The organism is Ensifer adhaerens, from assembly GCF_002007205.1.
Lineage (GTDB): Bacteria > Pseudomonadota > Alphaproteobacteria > Rhizobiales > Rhizobiaceae > Ensifer > Ensifer adhaerens_D.
In genome coordinates this window covers 70,421-92,299 of record NZ_LAZS01000005.1, presented here as the reverse complement: position 1 = coordinate 92,299, position 21,879 = coordinate 70,421, and the positions used below count along the sequence as shown (strand labels likewise).

The 21,879-nt window shown below is 64.7% G+C and carries 17 protein-coding genes; 10 read left to right on the top strand and 7 right to left on the bottom strand.

Annotated elements, in window-relative coordinates; translation table 11 throughout:
- Positions 1 to 134: 134 nt before the first annotated feature.
- The 5 genes from XB14_RS04165 to XB14_RS04145 are packed head-to-tail and all read right to left on the bottom strand — an operon-like array spanning position 135 to position 5,853.
- Positions 135 to 464 (bottom strand): TfoX/Sxy family protein, encoded by a 330-nt coding sequence (locus XB14_RS04165; RefSeq protein ID WP_077960404.1) that lies wholly within the window; start codon positions 462 to 464, stop codon positions 135 to 137.
- 12 nt (positions 465 to 476) lie between these two features.
- Positions 477 to 1,574: a DUF917 domain-containing protein gene (locus XB14_RS04160; protein WP_077960402.1), complete on the bottom strand. Its 1,098-nt coding sequence runs from the start codon at positions 1,572 to 1,574 to the stop codon at positions 477 to 479.
- A gap of 1 nt (position 1,575) precedes the next feature.
- Complete coding sequence (locus XB14_RS04155; RefSeq protein ID WP_077960400.1) at positions 1,576 to 2,859, bottom strand: Zn-dependent hydrolase; 1,284 nt, start codon at positions 2,857 to 2,859, stop codon at positions 1,576 to 1,578.
- A gap of 8 nt (positions 2,860 to 2,867) precedes the next feature.
- The gene (locus XB14_RS04150) at positions 2,868 to 4,271 is read right to left on the bottom strand and encodes a dihydroorotase (RefSeq protein ID WP_077960399.1); all 1,404 of its coding nucleotides are present in this window, start codon (positions 4,269 to 4,271) and stop codon (positions 2,868 to 2,870) included.
- A gap of 43 nt (positions 4,272 to 4,314) precedes the next feature.
- Positions 4,315 to 5,853 (bottom strand): aromatic amino acid lyase, encoded by a 1,539-nt coding sequence (locus tag XB14_RS04145; RefSeq protein WP_077960397.1) that lies wholly within the window; start codon positions 5,851 to 5,853, stop codon positions 4,315 to 4,317.
- Positions 5,854 to 6,062: 209 nt separating this feature from the next.
- Here XB14_RS04145 and XB14_RS04140 point away from each other — a divergent pair, with 209 nt between their 5' ends.
- Positions 6,063 to 7,241 carry a LysR family transcriptional regulator gene (locus XB14_RS04140; protein WP_179119524.1) on the top strand — a complete coding sequence of 393 codons (1,179 nt, stop codon included), beginning with the start codon at positions 6,063 to 6,065 and terminating at the stop codon, positions 7,239 to 7,241.
- 313 nt (positions 7,242 to 7,554) lie between these two features.
- Here the strand turns inward: XB14_RS04140 and XB14_RS04130 are convergent, their stop codons facing one another.
- Positions 7,555 to 8,526 (bottom strand): GlxA family transcriptional regulator, encoded by a 972-nt coding sequence (locus tag XB14_RS04130; RefSeq protein ID WP_077960394.1) that lies wholly within the window; start codon positions 8,524 to 8,526, stop codon positions 7,555 to 7,557.
- A 108-nt stretch (positions 8,527 to 8,634) separates the two neighbouring features.
- Between XB14_RS04130 and XB14_RS04125 the strand changes: the two genes are divergently transcribed.
- The 9 genes from XB14_RS04125 to XB14_RS04085 all read left to right on the top strand — a co-directional run bounded on the left by XB14_RS04125 (position 8,635) and on the right by XB14_RS04085 (position 21,407).
- Entirely contained in the window at positions 8,635 to 9,537 is a 903-nt protein-coding gene (locus tag XB14_RS04125; protein ID WP_077960393.1) for a 3-keto-5-aminohexanoate cleavage protein, read from the top strand.
- 187 nt (positions 9,538 to 9,724) lie between these two features.
- Entirely contained in the window at positions 9,725 to 11,215 is a 1,491-nt protein-coding gene (locus XB14_RS04120; RefSeq protein ID WP_077960392.1) for a carnitine 3-dehydrogenase, read from the top strand.
- A 266-nt stretch (positions 11,216 to 11,481) separates the two neighbouring features.
- Complete coding sequence (locus XB14_RS04115; protein WP_077960391.1) at positions 11,482 to 12,642, top strand: acyl-CoA dehydrogenase family protein; 1,161 nt, start codon at positions 11,482 to 11,484, stop codon at positions 12,640 to 12,642.
- Between the two features lie 390 nt (positions 12,643 to 13,032).
- Positions 13,033 to 15,087, top strand: a complete 2,055-nt coding sequence (locus tag XB14_RS04110; RefSeq protein WP_077960390.1) for an acetate--CoA ligase family protein — start codon at positions 13,033 to 13,035, stop codon at positions 15,085 to 15,087.
- Between the two features lie 5 nt (positions 15,088 to 15,092).
- Positions 15,093 to 15,875, top strand: a complete 783-nt coding sequence (locus tag XB14_RS04105; RefSeq protein ID WP_077960389.1) for a carnitinyl-CoA dehydratase — start codon at positions 15,093 to 15,095, stop codon at positions 15,873 to 15,875.
- Between the two features lie 370 nt (positions 15,876 to 16,245).
- Positions 16,246 to 17,835, top strand: a complete 1,590-nt coding sequence (locus XB14_RS04100) for an ABC transporter substrate-binding protein (RefSeq protein ID WP_077960388.1) — start codon at positions 16,246 to 16,248, stop codon at positions 17,833 to 17,835.
- Complete coding sequence (locus XB14_RS04095; protein WP_077960386.1) at positions 17,820 to 18,959, top strand: ABC transporter permease; 1,140 nt, start codon at positions 17,820 to 17,822, stop codon at positions 18,957 to 18,959. The genes XB14_RS04100 and XB14_RS04095 overlap by 16 nt, the downstream gene beginning before the upstream one ends.
- Positions 18,956 to 19,783, top strand: a complete 828-nt coding sequence (locus XB14_RS04090) for an ABC transporter permease (RefSeq protein WP_077960384.1) — start codon at positions 18,956 to 18,958, stop codon at positions 19,781 to 19,783. Before XB14_RS04095 ends, XB14_RS04090 begins: the two co-directional genes overlap by 4 nt.
- Positions 19,776 to 21,407, top strand: coding sequence for an ABC transporter ATP-binding protein (locus XB14_RS04085; RefSeq protein WP_077960383.1), 1,632 nt, complete (start codon positions 19,776 to 19,778; stop codon positions 21,405 to 21,407). The genes XB14_RS04090 and XB14_RS04085 overlap by 8 nt, the downstream gene beginning before the upstream one ends.
- A gap of 55 nt (positions 21,408 to 21,462) precedes the next feature.
- Here XB14_RS04085 and XB14_RS04080 read toward each other — a convergent pair whose 3' ends face one another.
- Positions 21,463 to 21,717 (bottom strand): DUF1127 domain-containing protein, encoded by a 255-nt coding sequence (locus XB14_RS04080; RefSeq protein WP_077960381.1) that lies wholly within the window; start codon positions 21,715 to 21,717, stop codon positions 21,463 to 21,465.
- Between the last annotated feature and the right edge of the window lie 162 nt (positions 21,718 to 21,879).

Genomic DNA, 21,879 nt, shown 5'->3' with positions numbered 1-21,879 from the left:
GCCACATGCTCTGCGGCTGACCGCCAATCTCGTCCCCTCTCCCCGCAAGCGGGGAGAGGGTTAGGGTGAGGGGCAAACCACCAAACTCAAGCGTGAGGGCCAAACTTCGCAGCCCATCGCCGAGCCACCAATTCTCACTTCGGCGGCAGCGTCTCGACAAAGGCAATCGCGCCAGCGAGCAGCCGCTTGCGCAAGGCATCATCGCCATAGGCATCCGCCCCTGCCCGCACCCAGCCGTGCATCGCCCGCCCGTTCATCACCATCAGCTCGATATCGGGCAGAGCCAGCGCCCAGCCGTCATTGCCCTTGCCGAGCCGGACCAGCAGCGATCCCTCGCGCGCACCGAGCAGCAGGTTGCCGTGCAGCAGATAGGCCCAGCCGCCGAACATCGCCTTTTCCGAAAGCCCGGCGCGATCGCCGAGTTCTTCGCGGATCAGCTCTTCCAGTCCGGCATCGCGCGCCATCGTCCTCTCCCGTCAGTTCCGGCCGGAAAGCGCGTAGCGGGCAAGCTCGATGCCCATCGCCTTTTCGACCGACGGATAGACCGTCGGGTCGAGCACGCTGGACGAAAGCGGTATCACCGTCTTCGGCACATGCAGCACGAAGATCCTCATGCCCACCTGCAGCTGCCCGACACTCAAAGGCTCGCCCTCCGGCGACAGCGTGGTGATGACGTCGGGGAAGGTCGCAAGCCGCGTGCCTTCCCCAGAGTCAACCGCCATGTATTCGTTCATCACGTGCAATACCGTTGAGTCAGCGCCCTTCCCCAGCGTCACCGTGCCGATGTCGAATGCTTCCTTGGTATAGACGACCGATTTGTCGGTGATCGTGCCCTCGGCGAGGATCGCGCCATTGGTCGTCTTGACGATCGCGTCGATGATCGCGCTGCCGCCCTTCGCTTCCGCCGCGATGATCGCCTCGCCGAGCGCCAGCGCCAGCGAGATGCCGCCCAGCGCCGCATTGGCTTTCACGTAAGATGCCCTGACCGGATTGCGGCAGGAGGCAATGAAGCCGCCGGACATGTCGGAGGCGGTCCGCAAGACCGGCGAGACCTTGGCCGTGGCGCCGCGCACCACCAGCTCGATGTAGCGGTTCTCCTCGCGGTTTCCGCCGACCGCCGTCTGGATCATCGGCTCGGGCGAGCCGGCAAGGCCGATCGAGCCCATGTCGCCGGTCGGGTGCGCGCGGATGTCGCCGACCGCGTCGACCACCTTGGTGCCGAGGATCGCCGAGGGCAGCCAGCCGTTCAGCGTCGAGGACTTGCCGTTCTGGCCGATGATCAGCCCCGAAAGTTTCTCGCCGAGCGCCTCCTGCAGCAGTTGCACCGCCTTGACGTAGTCGACGCCGCGCATCTCCCAGGGCGTGGTCGATGCCGGCGCGCCGATCGCGGCCGCCGTCGCCACCCAGTCGTTGGCATCGAGCTCATCGATCGAGACGAGCTCCGGCTTGCCGATCGAGACCGCAGCGTATCCCAGCATGCGGCCGTGATCGGCCCATCCGCCGCCCCCGGCGGCATAGACGGAACCGCCCTTGACCGCTGCCTCGACGTCCTTTTCCTTCAGTATCCGGCCCATCTCACACCTTCTCCTGCAATTTCTTGTCGAGCCGCTTCACCGCATCGAAGAGAACGGCCGCGCCGAGCGCGATATCGTCGTTTTCTGCCCACTCCTCCGGCGCATGCGAGCGCCCTCCGAGGCAGGGAATGAAGATCATCGCCGAGCGGGTGATGCGTCCCATCCAGGCGGTGTCGTGGCCGGCACCGGAGGCCATGCGCCGGTGCTTGGCGCCGATCGCGTCACAGCTTTCTTCGAGCGTTGAAAGCAGGAGCGGATCGCCCGGCGTCGGGTGGTTGTCCGAGATTACATTGGCAGGCGCGATCGTCACATCAGATGCCTCGGCGACACCCTGGCAAAGGGAGCCAAGCGTTGCCAGGAACCGCTCCATTTGCGGACGCAGCTCGGCACGCGCATCGATCAGCAGCCGCACCCTCGACGGCACCACATTGGCCGCATTCGGCTCGATCGAAAACTCGCCGACGGTCGCGGTGAAGTGCCCGTCGCCGTGAGAAAATTCTGTCGCCAGCCGCTCGATCTCCAGCACCAGATGCGAGGCGGCAACCAGCGCATCGCGCCGATGCCCCATCGGAGTCGTACCGGCATGGTCCGCCTGGCCCTCGACGATGATCTCGATGCGGGTGATGCCCGAGATGGCGGTAACCACCCCGACATCGAGCCGCCCAGTCTCCAGTATGGGCCCCTGTTCAATGTGCAGTTCGAGGAAGGCCTTGATGTCGGAGCGTTTCGAGCCGGAAAGCCTGGAGGGGTCACCGCCCACCTCGACGATACCCTGCCTGAGGCTCAGATCCCCTTGCGTGCGGCTGAGCCACCCATCGGGCAGAACACCGGCCATGCCGCGGCTGCCGACGCAGGAAACGCCGAAGATCGACACTTCCTCGGCCAGGAAATCAACGATCTCCAGATCGTGGTCGAGGTCGATGCCGTTGTCGGAAAGCGCGCGCGCCACTTCAAGCGCCGCCGCCACGCCGGCGATGCCATCGAAGCGGCCGCCATCCGGCACCGTGTCGGAATGGGAGCCGAGCAGGATGGTGCCGAGCGCCGATTTTTTCCCCTTGCGCCGGCCGATCAGGTTGCCGGCGGCATCGATCCGGGTTTCGAGCCCTGCCGCGCGAAAACGCCGGTCGAGAAAGGCCCGGCCTTCGAGGAACAGCGGCGTGAAGGCGCGGCGCGTATAGGGCCGGTCCGGTTCGGTGATCCCCGCGAGACCGTTGACGATTCCTGCGATACGGCTGGCATTGACCGGCAGGTTGGCGGGAACCTTGTTGTGGGCACTTTTGCTCATCACGCTTCCTAGATCTCGACCCGGGATGCGGGCGGAAAACCGCTCTGCAGTACCAAGGTCGCAAGCGGCCGGACAAACTGTCCGGCGCCGGGCTCGGCCAAAACCTGACGACCATCGAAGGCGAGCCTGCCGCGCAGATAGGTCGCCGACACACGCCAGGGCAGCCGGATGCCGTTATAGGGCGACCAGCCGACGACGTTGTGACCGCTTGCCGACGCGTCATAGACATAGGGCTCGGGCGTCATGACGATGATATCGGCGTCCTTGCCGGCTTCGAGCGCACCCTTCTGGTGATCCAGGCGGAAATGCCGGGCCGGGTTCAGCGTCATCAGCTCCGCCGCCCGCGTCAGCGGGATGCCGCGTTCCAACGCGCCCTTGACGAAGAGCGGCACCATGACTTCGAGCCCCGGCACGCCCGAAGAATTGGCGAGCATATCCGGATTGGTCTTGCGGTCCTCCGACCAGCTCACGTGATCGGTCGAAACCATCGTCACCGTACCGTCCGCCACATGCCGCCAGAGCTTTTCCACCTCGGCGCGCGGGCGGATCGGCGGGTTGATCTTGGCCTTGCCGCCGAGACGGCGAACATCGTTTTCTTCGTCGAGCGTCAGGTAGTGGATGCAGCACTCGATCGTCGCTTTGTATCCCTGGGCGCGATAGGCGGCGGCAATCTCATAGCCGCGCCCGAGCGAGCAGTGCACCACATGCGCCGGGCAGCCGGTGGCGGCACCCGTCTCGTAGATCTGGTTGGTGGCAAGCAGTTCGGTGAGCGGCGGACGCGACAGCCCATGGGCGCGGTAGTCGGCAATGCCAGCCGCCTTGACCTTGTCGATCGCCGCGCGCACCGCCTCGTCGTCCTCGTTGTGCACGCCGGCGGCCAACCCGGTTGGCGCGATGGCGCGGAAGCAGTCTTCGAGAAGCGCTGCCGGAATGCGGGGAAAGCGCTTTGGATCGGTGCCGAAGGTCGAGAACTTGAAGGCGGCGACACCCGCCTCCACCATCTCGCCGATACGCGCCGGTCCCTCCTCCGGGTCCACGGTGCCATAGAGCGCGAAGTCGACGCGCGCCTGCGGTCCCGCATGGTCGATCTTGCGGCGAAGGGCTTCGGCAGAGCAGACGAGATTGCCCTCGTCATAGGGCATGTCGACGATGGTGGTGACCCCGCCGGCCGCCGCCGAGCGCGTCGACCAGATGAAATCCTCCTGGTTCTTCTGCGACAGCGAATGCACCTGTGCATCGACGGCACCCGGCAGGATCAGCGCATCGCCGAGATCGTGCCGATCGCGCGCCGCCGGTACCGCACCCTGGCCGACATGCACCACCTTGCCGTCGCGAACGGCAACATGGCCGCCTTCGACGATCCGGTGCGGGAGAACGACGGTGCCTTTCAGAACGAGATCGAAATCGGACATGCTGTTCTCCCTGGGGTGTCAGGTTTGGCTCACTTGCCCAGAATTATTTACCGAGCGCAAAGAAGTCGTCGAACTCCGGCATCGGCGCTGAAGCGACGAAGGAGCGCAACAGGTCGTGGCAGGTGAACGCATCCTGCAGCGCCTCGATCTCCTTCGAGAGCGGCCGATCCTTGAGATACATGGCGCTCACCGAGCGCGTCTGGTCATAGGCGCGCTTGACGACCCCTTCCGGCTGGTCGCCGACGAGATCGATCGCCTGGGCCGACAGCATCGCCTCGATGGCGGCAAGCTGGCGGAGATCCCGCACCTGCGTTTCCATGCGCTCGACGATCAGCGGCAGGAAGGTCGCCTCCTCTTCGAGCCCGCCGGCGACCACGATCGACTGGGCCGAGAGCGGAACGGCGAGCGACTGCACGCGCATGTAGAGTTCGACGGCGAGCTTCATCAGCGGCCCGAGCCCGGTCGCGACTTCCCCCGGCGCCACCAGGTTGACCGAGAGATTGCGGCGTCCGCCGTTGGAGAGAAGGATGCAGCGGTTCAAGACGTTGCGCGCCGCATGGGAAAAGGCGATCTGCGCCGCCTCGATGTAAAGCGTCGTCGTCAATGGCAGCGACGCGCCGGAGGAATGCACCTGCCCACCGATCACAACAGGATTGTCGTCGGAGAGATAGGTCTGCTCCACCAGCCGCCCGGCGGCGACCAGCAGCGTATCGACGACAGCGCCAAAGACCTGGGCGGTCATGCGCAGGCTGAGCGGATCATGAATCGCCGTCGGCACCGGCCAGTCGGCAACACCGGATTGGCCATAGAGCCAGGAGCCGACCAGCGCCTCGCCGCGGGTCGAGAGTGTCGCCGCCACCCGCCAGGGATCGGCCGAGGCGCCAAGCGCCAAAGAAGACATGACGCCGGTGACGAGCAACACCCGAATGGCGGACGCCGCCTCGCGCAGCACGTTGACCGCCGCCGCGAAGGAAATGGCGTTGACGCTGAGCGCCGCCAGCGCGTCGCGCGGCTGCATGACGAAGGGCTTCAGCCCCGCCTCCGCGAGCGCCGTCTCGGCCGAAACGAGGCGTCCCTGATAATAGGCCTCGCCGACGCCTGTCAGCACCGAGGCGATCTGCCCCATCAGGCCGATATCGGCGCAGCCCATCGAGCCGTGGCGGCGCACCGCCGGAATGATGTCGTGTTCGCTGAGCGCCAGAAACGCCCGGATCAGCTCCGGGCTGCAGCCTGTGTGGCCACGCATCGCAGTGTTGACGCGGATGGCGATCGCCATGCGCACGATCGCCGGCGCGAAGAATTCGCCGGTGCCGAAATGATGGGCTCTGACCAGCGCATTGTTGAACTCGGCAAGATCGTCCGCGGTCCACAGCCGGTCCTTCATCGAGCCGACGCCGGTGTTGGAGCCGTAGACGGGAAGCCCCATCGCGACACGATCGGCAACCACCTTGTGGGCGGCGGCCACCCGCTCGATGCCGCCCTCGTCCGCCACCGGTCGGACCCTGCCCGCCCCGATATCCTCGAGCGTCGCGAAATCCAGCGGTTTCCCGCAGAGAACGGTGGTTTTGACCTGGTGCAGCATGCCGATAGATACCCTTCCGCGCCGAGCGCGCTTCGGTTTCGAAACGGTGCGCGGATGCTCTGATGTCTCGCAACCGACGCTCGAAAATGCCGGGATGCTCCATGCATGCTATGCGCTTATCGCGCATCCGTGCTATATCCCAAATCCGGAACGGGTGATGCGGATTTCAGAACGCGCGGGGTGATGGTGCCGCGTCCGGAGTCATGGGAATGGATATGGCAACGATCGCCTTGGTCGATGCGGTGCTTCGCGAAGGTGGCGTTCGTCGCGCCGCAACCCTTTGCGGCCGAGCGCCGTCGAGTGTCAGCGCCGCGGTCAAGCGCTTCGAACAGGCGATTTCCATGCCGCTCTTCCGTCGGGAAGAAACGGCGCTGGTGGTGACGCTCGAAGCGCGTGCGCGCGCCGTCGACGTGCAGCAGGCGACCATGAAGATCACCGCCATTCTCGAAGAGGTCGGACAGGAGGCGACGGCCCCCGTACCGTCGATCGGTCTCGTCGCGCTCGACCGCTTCGTCCGCATCGCCCGCGCCGGCAGCATCCGCGCCACGGCCAAGGCGCTCGGTCTCGGCCAGCCGCAACTGACACGGCAGATGGCGGACCTCGAACGTCACCTTGGCTGCCGTCTGTTCGAGCGCTCGCATGGCGGCATCCTTTGCACGCCAACCGCCGAACGGGTCATCCCGCTGACCGAGGCCCTGCTCGATATCTGGGCGCGGCTGACCCACGCCTCCGCCGATCGCTTTCGCCGCGACGTCGCCACCTGGCGGCTCGGCGCGGTCATGCCGCTCGGCCCGGAAAGCGAAATCGCCCGTATGCTCGCGACCCTGACGGCGAACTGGCACCGCACCCGCCCGCGCCAGCCGCTGTTCATCTCCAGCACCACTGCCGACGAACTGCTCGCCGGTCTCCGCAGCCGCCGCTTCGATGCCGCCCTGCTCGATGTCGCCGAGATCCCCTTGGATTGTGACGGCCGGCTGGTGTCGCAAACGCCGCTGGTGCTCGCCGGCCCGGCATCCGCCCTTTCCGAACACGGCGGCGACCTGCCGCGGCTGCTTGCCGCCTGCCCGATCGCGGTGCCGAGCGTCAGGAGCGGGCTTCGGCGCGAAGCCGCGCGCTTCCTCGACGACACGCTGAGCGAGACCGAACGGCGGCGCATCACCCTCGTCGAGGTCGATTCCATCCCCGTGATCATCAACCTCGTTTGCCAGCACGGCTATCTCTCGGTGCTGCCGCACTCTTCGCTCGCTCGCGTGCACTTCCCGCCGGCGATGATCCGGCTCGGCCCAGCCTACCGGCAATCGCTCACCCTCGTCTGGCCGCGCGGCGCCTTTGCCGGGGAGATCGGCGAACTGATGATTGCGATGATGAAGATGAGCGCACCGATTTGACGCTTTGTCGGGTCATTCAGGCCACGGCAAAAAATTTCGTGAGTGAGACTCCTCCCTTACCCTCATTCCTGTGCTTGTCACAGGAATCTAGCCAGCCCAAGTCCTTGGGCTGAAAAGAGCCTTTTCGACGCGCCGACGCGCCTCGACTGGATTCCTGTGACAAGCACAGGAATGACGGAGGAAGGGACACAGGCCAAAGCAACAAGCTCCGTATCTTGCGCACCGGCATCGGAATCAGTTCCTGATCATCCGCCCCCAACCGTCTGAAACGACTCTGTGAATCACCATCTGATTCACCACTTGAAGCGCGCATTCAACCCTTCAGCTTCAGCCGTCGCCTGGTCTCGCTCGGGCTTTCGCGATAGTGCGCCCGGTAGCTGCGGGAGAAGGAGGATGACGAGTTGAAGCCGGAGATTGCGGCGATGTCGGCAAATTCCATCCGCGTCTCGATCACCTTGCGCCGCGCCGCATTGAGACGGAGCGCCAGGTAGTGCTCATGCGGTGCAACCCCCATCGTGTCGCGAAAGAGGTCCTGAAGATGCCGGGTGCTGACGCCGATGCGGCGAGCAAGCCTTGCCAGCGTCAGCGGCAACTCCACCGTTTCCTCCATCAGCTTGACAGCAGCACCCACGCGCGGATCGAGGATGCGCATGTTGCCGATCGCCGGCATTTGCAGGAGGTCGCCGCGGGTCCGCTCCTGCTCGTAGATGAACAGGCGCGACACTTCGAGCGCCAGCGAATAGCCATGCGCCCGGCGAATGAGCTCCAGCATCAGGTCGAGCGTCGGCAGCGAGCCGCCTGTCGTGATGCGCTTGCCGTCGATGACGAAGCGCTCGCGCACCATCGTCACCTGCGGGTAGGTGGCGGTGAAATCCTCGAAATCCTCCCAATGTGTGGTGGCCTTGGACGTGTCGAGCAGGCTGGTTTCGGCCAGCAGCCAGGAGCCGGATTCGATGCCCGCCATCATCTCGCGGTGCCGGGCGGTCTGGGACAGCATCATCTTCAATTGCGAAGTGGCGCTGCGCCGCCAGTTGTAGCTCGAGAGGATGAAAAGCGGCGACGTCTCGCGCTGCGGCCGGAAGGCGCCTGAGACCGGAATGGGGATGCCGCTCTTCGTTTCGATCGGCGCGCCATCAGGGCTGAAGATCGTCCAGTCGTAGAGCGGGCGCCCGGCGATGCGGTTGGCCGCGCGCATCGGCTCGATGACGGAGGCGACGAGGATCAGATTGGTTTCCGGCAGGACCAGGATATCGACGTGCTGCACCTGCGAAACGTTCTGATCCATGTCCAAACTTCTCCGCCTTGTCGCCGATAATGTATAAGATGAAGCCGATAATGAAAAGCAGAGAGACCTTTCTTGGCTCGTAATGAGCGCAATAAAAGGGAGACAGCAATGCCGCTCAGCATGAACCGCGAGGTATTCATCACCTGTGCCGTCACCGGCTCGGGAGACACCGTTTCAAAGTCCAGCCACGTTCCGATCACGCCGAAGCAGATCGCCGAAGCGGCGGTCGAGGCGGCCAAGGCCGGCGCTGCCGTCGTCCATTGCCACGTTCGTGATCCGGAGACCGGCGCGCCGGCCCGCAGGCTCGATCTCTACAGGGAAGTGACCGATCGCATCCGCTCGGCCGATATCGACATCGTACTGAACCTGACCGCCGGCATGGGCGGTGACCTCATCTTCGGCAATGTCGAAAGTCCGCTTCCGCTCAACGAGAAGGGCACCGACATGGCTGGCGCCACCGAGCGCGTCGCCCATGTGGCAGAGTGCCTGCCCGAGATCTGCACGCTCGACTGCGGCACCATGAACTTCTCGCTCGGCGACTACGTCATGACCAACACGCCGTCTATGCTGCGGGAAATGGCCCGGCAGATGACCGCGCTCGGCGTTCGCCCCGAGATCGAGGCCTTCGACACCGGCCACCTCTGGTTCGCCAAGCAGCTGGTCGAGGAAGGGCTGATCGAAGACCCGGTCTTGATCCAGCTCTGCATGGGCATTCCGTGGGGCGCGCCTGACGACCTCAACACCTTCATGGCCATGGTCAACAACGTGCCCGCCAACTGGACCTTCTCGGCCTTCTCCATCGGCCGCAACGCGCTCGCCTATCCGGCGGCAGCCATCCTTGCCGGCGGCAACGTTCGCGTCGGTCTCGAAGACAACCTCTACATCGGCAAGGGCCAGCTTGCGACCAACGGCCAGCTCGTCGAGAAAGCCGTCGGCGTCATCGAGGGCATGGGCGCCAAGATCATCGGACCGAAAGAGGTCCGCGAGAAACTGAAGCTGACGAAGCGCTGAAGTGATCGAGGGGAGCGCCCCTTATCCTCACGGTGAGGGGAATCGCCCCTCATCCGCCTGCCGGCACCTTCTCCCCGCAAGACGGGGAGAAGGCAGCAAGCCGAAGGCGCTCAGCCCCCTCTCCCCGCCTGCGGGGAGAGGGTTAGGGTGAGGGGCAGTTTTGCAATTTTAGAAGTCGAGGTGAGGAATGACCGAAATCAAAAAAGCAGCCTGTGTCGGTGGCGGCGTCATCGGCGGCGCCTGGGTGGCGCGCTTCGCGCTCGCCGGCATCGACGTGAAGATCTTCGACCCGCATCCGGAAGCCGAACGCATCATCGGCGAAGTCATGGCCAATGCCGAGCGCGCCTATGCCATGCTGACCATGGCGCCGCTGCCGCCGAAGGGCAAACTCACCTTCTGCAAGAGCATCGAGGAAGCGGTCGAAGGTGCTGACTGGATTCAGGAAAGCGTGCCGGAACGGCTGGAGCTGAAGCGCGGCGTCATCACCAAGATCGATGCGGCAGCGCGCCCCGATGCGCTGATCGGCTCCTCCACCTCGGGCCTTCTTCCCTCCGACCTGCAGTCCGAGATGCACCACCCCGAGCGCATGTTCGTGGCGCATCCCTATAACCCCGTCTACCTGCTGCCGCTGGTCGAACTCGTCGGCGGCAAGAAGACGTCGAAGGCGACGATCGAGCGCGCCATGTTGGGCGTCGAGCAGATCGGCATGAAGGGCGTCGTCATCGCCAAGGAGATCGAGGCCTTCGTCGGCGACCGGCTGCTCGAAGCGCTCTGGCGCGAGGCGCTGTGGCTAATCCAGGACGACATCTGCGATACCGAAACGCTCGACAACGTCATGCGCTACTCCTTCGGCATGCGCTGGGCGCAGATGGGCCTGTTCGAGACCTATCGCATCGCCGGCGGCGAGGCCGGCATGCGCCACTTCCTCGCCCAGTTCGGCCCGTGTCTCAAATGGCCCTGGACGAAGTTCACCGACGTCGTCGACCTCGACGATGCGTTGGTCGAAAAGATCGGCGCCCAATCGGACGCGCAGGCCGCCGGTCGCTCGATCCGCGAGCTCGAGCGCATCCGCGACGAAAATCTCGTCGGCATCATGCATGCACTGAAATCCGGTAATGGCGGCGAAGGCTGGGGTGCGGGCAAGCTGCTTGCCGATTTCGAGGCCAAGCTCTGGGCCAACGCGAAGAAGCCGGAAGCGAACCTCGGCGACGTCAAGCCGCTGCGCATCCTCGACACCAAGGTCAGCGCCGCCTGGGTGGACTATAACGGCCACATGACCGAGCACCGCTATCTCCAGGTCTTCGGCGACACCTCCGACGGCGTGCTGCGTCTGATCGGCGTCGACCTCGACTATGTCCGCGACGGCCACAGCTACTATACGGTCGAGACCCATATCCGGAACCTCGGCGAAGCCAAGCTCGGCGAGGCGCTCTATTCGACATGCCAGATCCTGTCGTCGGACGAAAAGCGCCTGCACATCTTCTCGACGATCTACAACGCGGCCACCAACGAGGCCGTGGCGACCGCCGAACAGATGATGCTGCATGTCGATAGCAAGGCCGGCAAGGCGGTGGCGGCACCCGAGGCGGTGCTGAGCAAGCTCCGCGCGATCACGCAAGCGCATGCACAGCTGCCGACGCCGGATGGTGCCGGACGCTTCGTCGGCCAGAAGCGTTGACTGCGCCAAAGCGGGCAATGTCGGGCGAAGGCCCCTCATCCCGCTGCCGCAACCTTCTCCCCGCAAGCGGGGAGAAGGGACAAGCGGTGACCGCTCGTTCCTCCAAAGGTCGCAGCGGTTTTAGGGCCGCAGCGTTGCGCTGCATGAGAGGCGTCCCCTCTCCCCGCCTGCGGGGAGAGGGCTAGGGTGAGGGGCAAGACAAGCACGCCAATGGTCGATGGGGAGATCGGCCACCAGGCAGGCAGACAGAAAAGCGAGGGAGAACAATGAATTTCGCACTGACCGAAGAACAGCAGATGATCGTCGATACGGTCCGGAGCTTCGTCGAAACCGAAATCTATCCGCATGAGGACGAGGTCGAGCGCACCGGTGTGGTGCCGCGCGAGCTCGGCCAGGAGATCGCCCGCAAATGCAAGGAGATCGGCTTCTTTGGCTGCAATTTCCCTGAGGAAGTGGGCGGCGCCGGCCTCGATCACACGTCCTTCACGCTGGTCGAGCGCGAACTTGGCCGCGGCTCCATGGGCCTCACCGTCTTCTTCGGTCGCCCCTCGGGCATCCTGATGGGCTGCAATGCCGAGCAGCGCGAAAAGTATCTGATCCCGGCGGTCAAGGGCGACAAGTTCGACGCGCTCGCGATGACCGAGCCGGATGCCGGCTCGGACGTCCGCGGCATGAAATGCTTTGCCCGCAAGGACGGCGACGACTGGATCGTCAACGGCACCAAGCACTTCATCAGCCATGCAGACATCGCCGATTTCGTCATCGTCTTCATCGCGACCGGCGAGGAAGACACGCCGCGCGGGCCCAAGAAGAAGATCACCTGCTTCCTCGTCGACCGCGGCACGCCGGGCTTCGAGATCCGCAAGGGCTACAACTCGGTCTCGCACCGCGGCTACAACAACTGCATCCTGACCTTCGACGATTGCCGCCTGCCCTCCTCCCAGATCCTCGGCGAAGTGCACAAGGGCTTCGACGTCGCCAATGACTGGCTCTACGCCACCCGCCTGACGGTGGCCGCGACCTCTGTCGGCCGGGCGCGCCGCGCCTTCGACTATGCGCTGAACTATGCTGCCGATCGCAAGCAGTTCGGCAAGCCGATCGGCGCCAACCAGGGCGTCTCCTTCAAGCTCGCCGACATGATCACCGACATCGACGCCGCCGACCTGCTGACGCTGTCGGCCGCCTGGCGGCTAGACAACGGCCTGCCGTCGAACCGCGAGATCGCCTCGGCCAAGGTTTTTGCCACCGAGATGCTCGCCCGCGTCACCGACGAGGCGATCCAGATCTTCGGCGGCATGGGCCTGATGGACGACCTGCCCCTCGCCCGCTTCTGGCGCGACGCCCGCGTCGAGCGCATCTGGGACGGCACCTCTGAAATCCAGCGCCACATCATCAGCCGCGACTTGCTTCGGCCGCTGGGGGCGTGACGGGATGGGTCGTTTTGAGCGAGTTACCCCCCTCTGCCCTGCCGGGCATCTCCCCCACAAGGGGGGAGATCGGCCAGATGCACCCACGCCGGTTTCCCTCGATCGTCGCGTCCCGGCAGATCGGAAGCGCGACGACGGAGCAACCACCGCCGGCGATCCCAACCATCCCGCAGATAGCAGCGGCGTCCGGGGCCGCCACCATCGCAACCCGGTGCGCTTCGGCATCTCGTCCACCATCCGCCGCTTGAAAATGTCTGCTTCCTCGACGACCAATGCTTGGCGACCACAGCGCCCCATCCAATCTCCCCCCTTGTGGGGGAGATGCCCGGCAGGGCAGAGGGGGGTATCCGCGGCCCCGCAAACCCGCATCGCCTTCGCGGGAGGCGCCGCATGACCCGCCCCCTCGACCGCCTGATCCGCCCGCGCACCATCGCCGTCTTCGGCGGCAAGGAAGCCCGGCGCGTGATCGAACAATGCGACAAGATGGGTTTTACCGGCGAGATCTGGCCGGTGCACCCGCGCGAGGCGGAGATCCTCGGCCGCAAATGCTACCGCTCCGTGGCGGAACTGCCGCGTGCGCCGGATGCCTCCTTCGTCGGCGTCAACCGGCAACTGACGATCGACATCATCCGCGATCTTGCCGCCCGCGGCGCCGGCGGCGCCGTCTGCTACGCCTCGGGCTTTCGCGAGGCGGCGAGCGAGCTTGACGACGGCAACGACATGCAGGAGGCGCTGGTGGCGGCTGCCGGCGACATGCCGATTGTCGGGCCGAATTGCTACGGCTTCATCAACATGCTCGACGGCGCCCTGCTCTGGCCGGACCAGCACGGCATGCTGCGCATCGAAAAGGGCGTCGCGATCCTGACGCAGTCCTCCAACATCGCCTGCAACATCTCGATGCAGACGCGCGGCCTGCCGCTCGCCTATGTCATGACCGCCGGCAACCAGGCGCAGACGGGCTTGTCCGACATCGCCTGCGCCGTGCTCGAGGATCCGCGCGTCACCGCCGTCGGCCTGCATATCGAAGGCTTCGACAGCGTGGCAGCACTCGAACGGCTGGCCACCCGCGCCCGAGAACTCGGCAAACCGGTCGTCACGCTCAAGGTCGGCAAGTCGGAAGCAGCCCAGCTGGCGACCGTGTCGCACACCGCATCGCTTGCCGGCAACGACCGCGTCTCCTCCGCCCTTCTTGCCCGTCTCGGCATCGGCCGCGTCGACACCCTGCCGGCACTCTTGGAAACGCTGAAGCTCCTGCATGTCGCAGGCCCGCTCGCGAGCCGCGACATCTCCTCGATGAGCTGCTCCGGCGGCGAGGCCTCGCTGATGGCGGATGCCGGCGAGCGTTACCGGGTGAACTACCGCCCCTTGCGCGACGAGCAGAAGAAGCCGCTCAAGGACGCGCTCGGCGAGATGGTTACGATCGCCAACCCGCTCGACTACCACACCTTCGTCTGGGGCAATCGCGAGAAGCAGACGACCGCCTTTGCCGCCATGATGAAGGGCGGTTATGCGATCAATCTGCTCGTGCTCGACTTCCCGCGGCTCGACCGCTGCGATCCGGCCGACTGGGAGACCACCTGTCATGCGGTGATCGACGCGGCACGGGCGACCGGCGCCCGCGCCGGCATCGTCGCCAGCCTTGGCGAGAACATGCCCGAAGCCACCGCCCTCTTCCTGATGAAGGCCGGCGTCGTGCCCTTCTTCGGCATCGAGGAGGCGCTGGACGCCATCGAGACCGCCGCCGACATCGGTGCCGCCTGGGCAAAGCCGGCCCCGCCCCGTCTGCTGGAAGTCGTTGGTGATGCCGGTGACGCGATCACGCTCAGCGAACATGAGGCCAAGCTGGAGCTTGCCACGTCAGGCCTGAAGGTGCCCGAAGGAAGGACAGCCACGACCGCCGAAGAAGCCGCAAATGCGGCCGAAGCACTCGGTTTCCCCGTGGTGCTCAAGGGTCTCGGCGTCGCCCACAAGACGGAAGCCGGCGCGGTGAAGCTCAACCTTGCGAGCCGCGACGAGGTCCATGCCGCGGCAAAGGCCATGGCCGCGGTTGCCTCGGGCTACCTCGTCGAGAAGATGGTGGGCAAGCCCGTCGCCGAACTCATCATCGGTGCCATGCGCGACCCGGTCGCCGGACCTGTTCTGACCATCGGCGCTGGCGGCATCCTGGTGGAACTGCTCGACGATTCCGCCATCCTGACGCTGCCGACGACATCAGAAGCAATCCGTGAGGCGATCGGCGGACTGAAGATCCGCAAGCTGCTGGACGGCTATCGTGGCGCGCCAACCGCCGATTATGCAGCATTGACCGAGGCTGTCGCCGCAGCGGCATCCTATGTCGTTGCAAACGCTTCGAAACTCGAAGAACTGGATATCAATCCATTGATGGTGTTGCCGAACGGCCAGGGTGCCGTTGCCGCCGACGCCCTGATCCGCCGGAGGAAATGACTGATATGACCGGACCGATCCGCACCCGCCGCGAAGGCGGCATCCTCGAAGTCACCATCGACCGGCCGAAGGCCAATGCGATCGATCTGGCGACCAGCCGGGTCATGGGCGAGATCTTCCGAGATTTCCGCGACGACGACACGTTGCGCGTCGCGATCGTAACCGGCGCCGGCGAAAAGTTCTTTTGTCCGGGGTGGGACCTGAAAGCAGCCGCTGCGGGTGACGCAGTCGACGGCGACTATGGCGTCGGCGGTTTCGGCGGCATGCAGGAACTGCGCGACCTCAACAAGCCGATCATTGCGGCGATCAACGGCATCTGCTGTGGCGGCGGCCTCGAAATCGCGCTCTCGACCGACCTGATCCTTGCCGCCGAGCATGCGACCTTCGCCCTGCCCGAGATCCGCTCCGGCACCGTCGCCGACGCCGCCTCGATCAAACTGCCGAAACGCATCCCCTACCACATCGCCATGGACATGCTTCTGACCGGCCGCTGGCTCGATGCGGTCGAGGCCCACCGCTGGGGTTTCGCCAACGAGATCCTGCCGGCGAACAAACTTATGGAACGCGCCTGGGAACTCGCCCGCCTGCTCGAAAGCGGCCCGCCCCTGGTCTACGCCTCGATCAAGGAAGTGGTCCGCGCCGCCGAGGGCGAGACCTTCCAGACGACGATGAACAAGATCACCAAGCGGCAGTTCAAGAGCGTCGACATCCTCTATTCGAGCGAAGACCAGCTGGAAGGCGTGCGCGCCTTCGCCGAGAAGCGCGACCCCGTCTGGAAGGGCCGCTGAGCGGGATGAAAGGTGTGGGCGGTTTTCCCCCGCATCCCGCTTGAACAGCGCCGGCCAAGCCTTGGCGGCGCAGGTAACAGAGCCGGACGACCGGCACCGGAACGTGACGAGACGCGCGGGCGAAACCGCGCGCCATCAAACGCGCATCCATAAGCCAAGCTTATGGAAATAAATTGTAATTTAGGGCGTTACAACAAGAGTTCCAGCGATTACGCTTATCGATCTGAAAGAAGACGCCCGGTCCGAAGGAAGGAGAAACAAGAACCCGGAAGAACAAGAAGCGGCCGCTTTGGGCCGGTCCGAAGCCATCGATACAATCTCTACCAACCACAACGAACGGCGAATGCCGACGAGAAAAGGGAACAGGGGAATGAGCGATTACAAGGATTACCTCACACGACAGGTCATGCTCGGCAAGATGAACCGGCGCGAGTTTTTGGGCCGCGCGGCGGCTGCCGGCATTCTCGCCTCGACGGCCGGCACTTTGTTTGCCACCAGCGCTGCAGCGCAGGAGCCCAAGCGCGGCGGTCACCTGAAACTGGGTCTCGAAGGTGCGGCGGCAACCGACTCGAAGGATCCGGCCAAGGCGCTCTCGCAATTCATGTTCGTCGTCGGCCGCAACTGGGGCGACATGCTGGTCGAAAGCCATCCGACGACAGGCTCGCCGGTGCCGGCATTGGCCGAATCCTGGGAGCCGTCAGCCGACGCATCGACCTGGACCTTTACCATCCGCAAGGGCGTGAAGTTCCATGACGGCAAGGAGCTGACGCTCGACGACGTCATCAAGACCCTGCAGCGCCACACCGACGAGAAGTCGGAATCCGGCGCGCTCGGCGTGATGAAGTCGATCAAGGAGATCAAGGCCGACGGCGACAAGCTGGTGCTCACGCTGACGGAAGGCAATGCCGACCTGCCGCTGCTTCTCACCGACTACCACCTGATCATCCAGCCGGGCGGCGGCATCGACGCGCCCGACGCAATGATCGGCACCGGCCCCTTCAAGGTCACGAGCTTCGAGGCCGGCGTCCGCGCCACCTTCGAGAAGAATGCCGACGACTGGCGCACGGATCGCGGCTACGTGGATTCGGTCGAACTGATCGCCATGAACGATGCGACGGCCCGCATCGCGGCCCTTTCCTCCGGCCAGGTGCACTACATCAACCGAGTCGACCCGAAGACGGTCAACCTTCTGAAGAAGGCGCCGACGGTCGAGATCCTGAACACGTCCGGCCGCGGCCACTACGTGTTCATCATGCATTGCAACACCGCGCCCTTCGACAACAACGACCTGCGCATGGCGCTGAAATACGCGATGGACCGCGAGACCATGGTCCAGCGCATCCTCGGCGGCTACGGCAAGGTCGGCAACGACTTCCCGATCAACGAAACCTACGCCCTCTTCCCCGGGGGCATCGAGCAGCGCGCCTATGATCCGGACAAGGCCGCCTTCCACTACAAGAAGTCGGGCCACAGCGGTCCGGTGCTCTTGCGCACCTCCGACGTCGCCTTCCCGGGTGCTGTCGACGCGGCCGTGCTCTACCAGGAAAGTGCCAAGAAGGCCGGCATCGAGATCGAGGTCAAGCGCGAGCCGGGCGACGGCTACTGGACCAATGTCTGGAACGTCCAGCCCTTCTCCACCTCCTACTGGGGCGGCCGCCCGACCCAGGACCAGATGTACTCGACGGCTTACCACTCCGGCGCGGACTGGAACGACACCCGCTTCCTGCGCAAGGACTTCGACAAGATCCTGCTCGAGGCCCGCGCCGAACTCGACGAGGCCAAGCGCAAGGACATGTACCGCACCATGGCCATGATGGTGCGTGACGAAGGCGGCCTGATCCTGCCGATGTTCAACGACTTCGTGAACGCCTCCACCAAGCAGGTGAAGGGCTACGTGCACGATATCGGCAACGACATGTCGAACGGTTATGTCGCAACTCGGGTATGGCTGGACGCATGATGATGGAAAGCGGACCGCTCACTGGTCCGGTTCCGACGGACGGGAGCGCGGATGGAACCCATCCGCGCCCTGCCGAACTTTCCGGAGTACCAGCAAAACCCAACCCTGGCACCGCCAACCCCTCGAACGGCGATATTGACGGCACATTCTGGCGCCGCTTCACCTTCCGTCGCCCGCTCGTGGCGCTGATCCTGCAGCGCCTGGGCTTGAGCGTCGGGCTGCTCTTTGCCGTATCGCTGATGATATCTGGCGGCATCGAAGCACTCCCCGGCGATTTCGCCACCACCTATCTCGGTCAGTCGGCAACGCCGCAGGCGGTCGAAAACATCCGCAAGGATCTCGGCCTCGACAAGCCCTGGAGCGAACGTTACCTCTCCTGGCTCGGCGGCGCCGTTCAGGGCGACTTCGGCACCTCCTGGGCGAGCAAGAACTCGGTTGGCGAACAGATCAGCAAGCGCCTCGGCAATTCGCTGTTCCTCGCCTTCTTCGCGGCCCTCGTCTCCGTGCCGCTCGCCGTCGGTCTCGGCATGCTGGCAGTGCAGTTCCGCAATAGGCTGCCGGACAAGATCATCAACGTCGTCTCGCTCGCGGCGATCTCGCTGCCCGAATTCTTCGTCGGCTATCTCCTGATCATGTTCTTTGCCGTCCAATACGGCGTCGCGACCTTCCCCGCGACCGTCTATGACAGCATGACCCTCACCGAACGGCTCTCGGCGATCGCCCTTCCGGTCGCGACCCTCGTCCTCGTCGTGCTCGCCCATATGATGCGCATGACCCGGGCTGCCATCCTCAACGTCATGTCGTCGGCCTATGTCGAGACGGCGGAGCTGAAGGGGCTCAGCATGTTCCGCATCATCGCGCGCCATGCCGCTCCCAACGCCGTGGCGCCCGTCATCAACGTCATTGCGCTCAATCTTGCCTATCTCGTCGTCGGCGTCGTCGTGGTCGAAGTGGTCTTCGTCTATCCGGGCATGGGGCAATACATGGTGGATGCGGTGACCGTGCGCGACATGCCGGTCGTTCAGGCCTGCGGCCTGATCTTTGCCGCCTTCTACATCTTCCTGAACATGGCGGCCGACATTCTGGCAATCATCGCCAACCCCAGACTGAGGCATCCGCGATGAACCTGAGATCCATCCCCTTCAGCGCCTGGATCGGCATCGCCGGCATTGCGATCGCGATCTTCTGCGCGCTCTTCGCGCCCATGATTGCTCCCTTCGGCGAACGCGACGTCGTCGGCGACGTCTGGCTTCCGCCCGGTGGCGACTTCCTGCTCGGCACCGACAATCTCGGCCGCGACCTGCTCTCGCGTCTGATCTATGGCGCCCGCACCACCATCTTCGTGGCGCTGGCGGCAACCGTGCTTTCGTTCTCGCTGGGCATGCTCCTGAGCTTCACCGCCGCCGTCGTCGGCGGTTTCACCGACCAGCTCTTCTCCCGCTTCAACGACCTGATGATGGCGATCCCGACACTGATCTTCGCCCTCGTCGTTCTCGCCGTGCTGCCGCAGCATCTGTGGATCCTGATCCTCGTGATGGCGGTGCTCGATAGTACCCGCGTCTTCCGCATCGGCCGCGCCGTCGCCCTTGATGTCGCGGTCATGGAGTTCGTCGAAGCGGCAAGGCTGCGCGGCGAAGGTTCGCTCTGGATCATCTTCCGCGAGATCCTGCCGAACACGCTGTCGCCGCTCTTGGCCGAATTCGGCCTGCGCTTCGCCTTCTCGATCCTGTTTCTTTCCACCCTCTCCTTCCTCGGCCTCGGCATCCAGCCGCCGGCAGCCGACTGGGGCGGCATGGTCAAGGACAACAAGGACGGCATCATCTTCGGTATCTCGGCAGCGCTCGTCCCGGGTGCGGCGATCGCCACGCTCGCGATCTGCGTCAACCTCGTCGTCGACTGGCTGATGAAACGAACCTCCAGCCTCAAGGGAGGACGCGGCGATGCCTGAGATGCTCTCCGTCAAGAACCTGAAGATCGAAGCGACGAGCTACCCGCCGGGCGAACCGCCCAAGGTCGTCACCCTCGTCGAGGGCGTCTCGTTCACGGTGCAAAAAGGCAAGGTGCTCGGCCTCATCGGCGAGTCCGGCGCCGGCAAGTCGACCATCGGCCTTTCGGCGCTCGCTTACGGCCGCGGCGGCGTGCGCATCACCGGCGGTGAGGTCCTGCTCGACGGCAAGGACATCCTGACGCTCGACAAGAACGGCATCCGCTCGATCCGCGGTGCCCGCGTCTGCTACGTCGCGCAATCGGCCGCCGCCGCCTTCAACCCGGCGCACCGGCTCGGAGACCAGGTGATCGAGGCGTCGCTCCGCCACGGCATCATGAGCCGCGAGGAGGCTAAGAAGCGGGCGCTCTATCTCTTCCGCGTGCTCGGCCTGCCCAATCCGGAAACCTTTGGCGAGCGCTATCCGCACCAGGTCTCCGGCGGCCAGTTGCAGCGCGCCATGACCGCCATGGCGCTCTGCCCCAACCCGGAACTGATCGTCTTCGACGAGCCGACGACCGCGCTCGACGTGACGACCCAGATCGACGTGCTTGCCGCAATCAAGCATGCGATCGAGGAGACGCACACGGCGGCGCTCTACATCACCCACGATCTCGCGGTCGTCGCCCAGATCTCCGACGACATCATGGTGCTGCGCCATGGCAAGACGGTGGAATACGGCTCGACGAAGCAGATCATCGAGGCGCCGCGGGAGGATTACACCCGCGCACTCGTCAGCGTCCGCCAGACCAAGCGCGACGAGGCGGCCGACCAGACCGGCGCGCAGCTGAAGATCGAGCACATCAGCGCCGGCTATGCCAACGGCTTCAAGGTGCTGCACGATGTCTCGATGCATCTGCCGAAGGGCCAGACTCTGGCGATCGTCGGCGAAAGCGGCTCGGGCAAGTCGACGCTTGCCCGCGTCATCACCGGCCTTCTGCCGCCGAGCGAAGGCCGCATCACCTTTGAGGGCAAGGAGCTGCCGCCGGCCCTCAAGGGCCGCAGCAACGACGAGCTCCGCCGCATCCAGATGATCTACCAGATGGCGGACACGGCGATGAACCCGCGCCAGACGGTGCGCGAAATCGTCGGCCGTCCGCTCTCCTTCTACTTCGGCCTGCACGGCCAGAAGAAGACGGAGCGGGTCAACGAGCTGCTCGACCAGATCGAAATGGGAACGCGTTTCCTCGATCGTTATCCGGCCGAACTTTCGGGCGGCCAGAAGCAGCGCGTGGCGATCGCAAGGGCGCTCGCAGCCAAACCGGAGCTGATCCTCTGCGACGAGCCGACCTCCGCACTTGATCCCCTCGTGGCCGAAGGCATCCTGAATCTGCTTTTGAAGCTTCAGGAGGAAACCGCTGTTTCCTATGTCTTTATCACCCACGACATCGCCATCGTCCGGGCGATCGCCGACAGCGTCGCGGTCATGCATCGAGGCCGCCTCGTGCGCTTCGGGCCGAAGTCGAAGGTGCTGTCGCCGCCCTTCGACGACTACACGGACCTGCTTCTGAAGTCGGTTCCGGAGATGGAAATCGGCTGGCTGGAGCGGGTGCTGAAGACACGCCGGATGGAAAGCGCCGGCAACTGAAAAACGAGACGGCGGCACGATCGCGCGCCGCCGTCTCCCATCTTCCTTCGCAACGTCAGCGTTGCCAGAAGGCCTTGTTAGTCTCCGCGCGAACCTGCGCGCGGGTCAGTCCGATATCCCTCAGCCGCTCCGGATATTGATCAGCCATCAACTGCAGTTGTTCGCGGACACGAATGCGATCATCCCATATGAAAAGGATCCGGAAAGGATCGTGGCGGCCGAGGCTGTCGGCGAGATGTTTGGCCGGTTGGCGCAGATCCAGCCGGACGGCGTGATAGAATTCGGACATTCCGGAAAGCAGGCTGCTCATCGCCGTTCCCACCTCTTCTTGCCCGTCAGGGCGTTGAAACACTGTCGGAACTCTAGGCACGTGGCACGCGTTCCACATCGCGCAGTTGCTGTGTTTTCCTCTCCTGCATTTGTAGTATTTTGCCGGAAGCACCGCGCGCGCCGTTGGACGCGCAAGGGGCGC

Excerpts from the sequence above, each read along its gene's own strand:
- XB14_RS04165 (WP_077960404.1), bottom strand. The coding sequence starts at position 464 with ATGGCGCGCGATGCCGGACTGGAAGAGCTGATCCGCGAAGAACTCGGC.
- XB14_RS04160 (WP_077960402.1), bottom strand. The coding sequence starts at position 1,574 with ATGGGCCGGATACTGAAGGAAAAGGACGTCGAGGCAGCGGTCAAGGGC.
- XB14_RS04155 (WP_077960400.1), bottom strand. The coding sequence starts at position 2,859 with ATGAGCAAAAGTGCCCACAACAAGGTTCCCGCCAACCTGCCGGTCAAT.
- XB14_RS04150 (WP_077960399.1), bottom strand. The coding sequence starts at position 4,271 with ATGTCCGATTTCGATCTCGTTCTGAAAGGCACCGTCGTTCTCCCGCAC.
- XB14_RS04145 (WP_077960397.1), bottom strand. The coding sequence starts at position 5,853 with ATGCTGCACCAGGTCAAAACCACCGTTCTCTGCGGGAAACCGCTGGAT.
- XB14_RS04140 (WP_179119524.1), top strand. The coding sequence starts at position 6,063 with ATGGATATGGCAACGATCGCCTTGGTCGATGCGGTGCTTCGCGAAGGT.
- XB14_RS04130 (WP_077960394.1), bottom strand. The coding sequence starts at position 8,526 with ATGGATCAGAACGTTTCGCAGGTGCAGCACGTCGATATCCTGGTCCTG.
- XB14_RS04125 (WP_077960393.1), top strand. The coding sequence starts at position 8,635 with ATGCCGCTCAGCATGAACCGCGAGGTATTCATCACCTGTGCCGTCACC.
- XB14_RS04120 (WP_077960392.1), top strand. The coding sequence starts at position 9,725 with ATGACCGAAATCAAAAAAGCAGCCTGTGTCGGTGGCGGCGTCATCGGC.
- XB14_RS04115 (WP_077960391.1), top strand. The coding sequence starts at position 11,482 with ATGAATTTCGCACTGACCGAAGAACAGCAGATGATCGTCGATACGGTC.
- XB14_RS04110 (WP_077960390.1), top strand. The coding sequence starts at position 13,033 with ATGACCCGCCCCCTCGACCGCCTGATCCGCCCGCGCACCATCGCCGTC.
- XB14_RS04105 (WP_077960389.1), top strand. The coding sequence starts at position 15,093 with ATGACCGGACCGATCCGCACCCGCCGCGAAGGCGGCATCCTCGAAGTC.
- XB14_RS04100 (WP_077960388.1), top strand. The coding sequence starts at position 16,246 with ATGAGCGATTACAAGGATTACCTCACACGACAGGTCATGCTCGGCAAG.
- XB14_RS04095 (WP_077960386.1), top strand. The coding sequence starts at position 17,820 with ATGGCTGGACGCATGATGATGGAAAGCGGACCGCTCACTGGTCCGGTT.
- XB14_RS04090 (WP_077960384.1), top strand. The coding sequence starts at position 18,956 with ATGAACCTGAGATCCATCCCCTTCAGCGCCTGGATCGGCATCGCCGGC.
- XB14_RS04085 (WP_077960383.1), top strand. The coding sequence starts at position 19,776 with ATGCCTGAGATGCTCTCCGTCAAGAACCTGAAGATCGAAGCGACGAGC.
- XB14_RS04080 (WP_077960381.1), bottom strand. The coding sequence starts at position 21,717 with ATGAGCAGCCTGCTTTCCGGAATGTCCGAATTCTATCACGCCGTCCGG.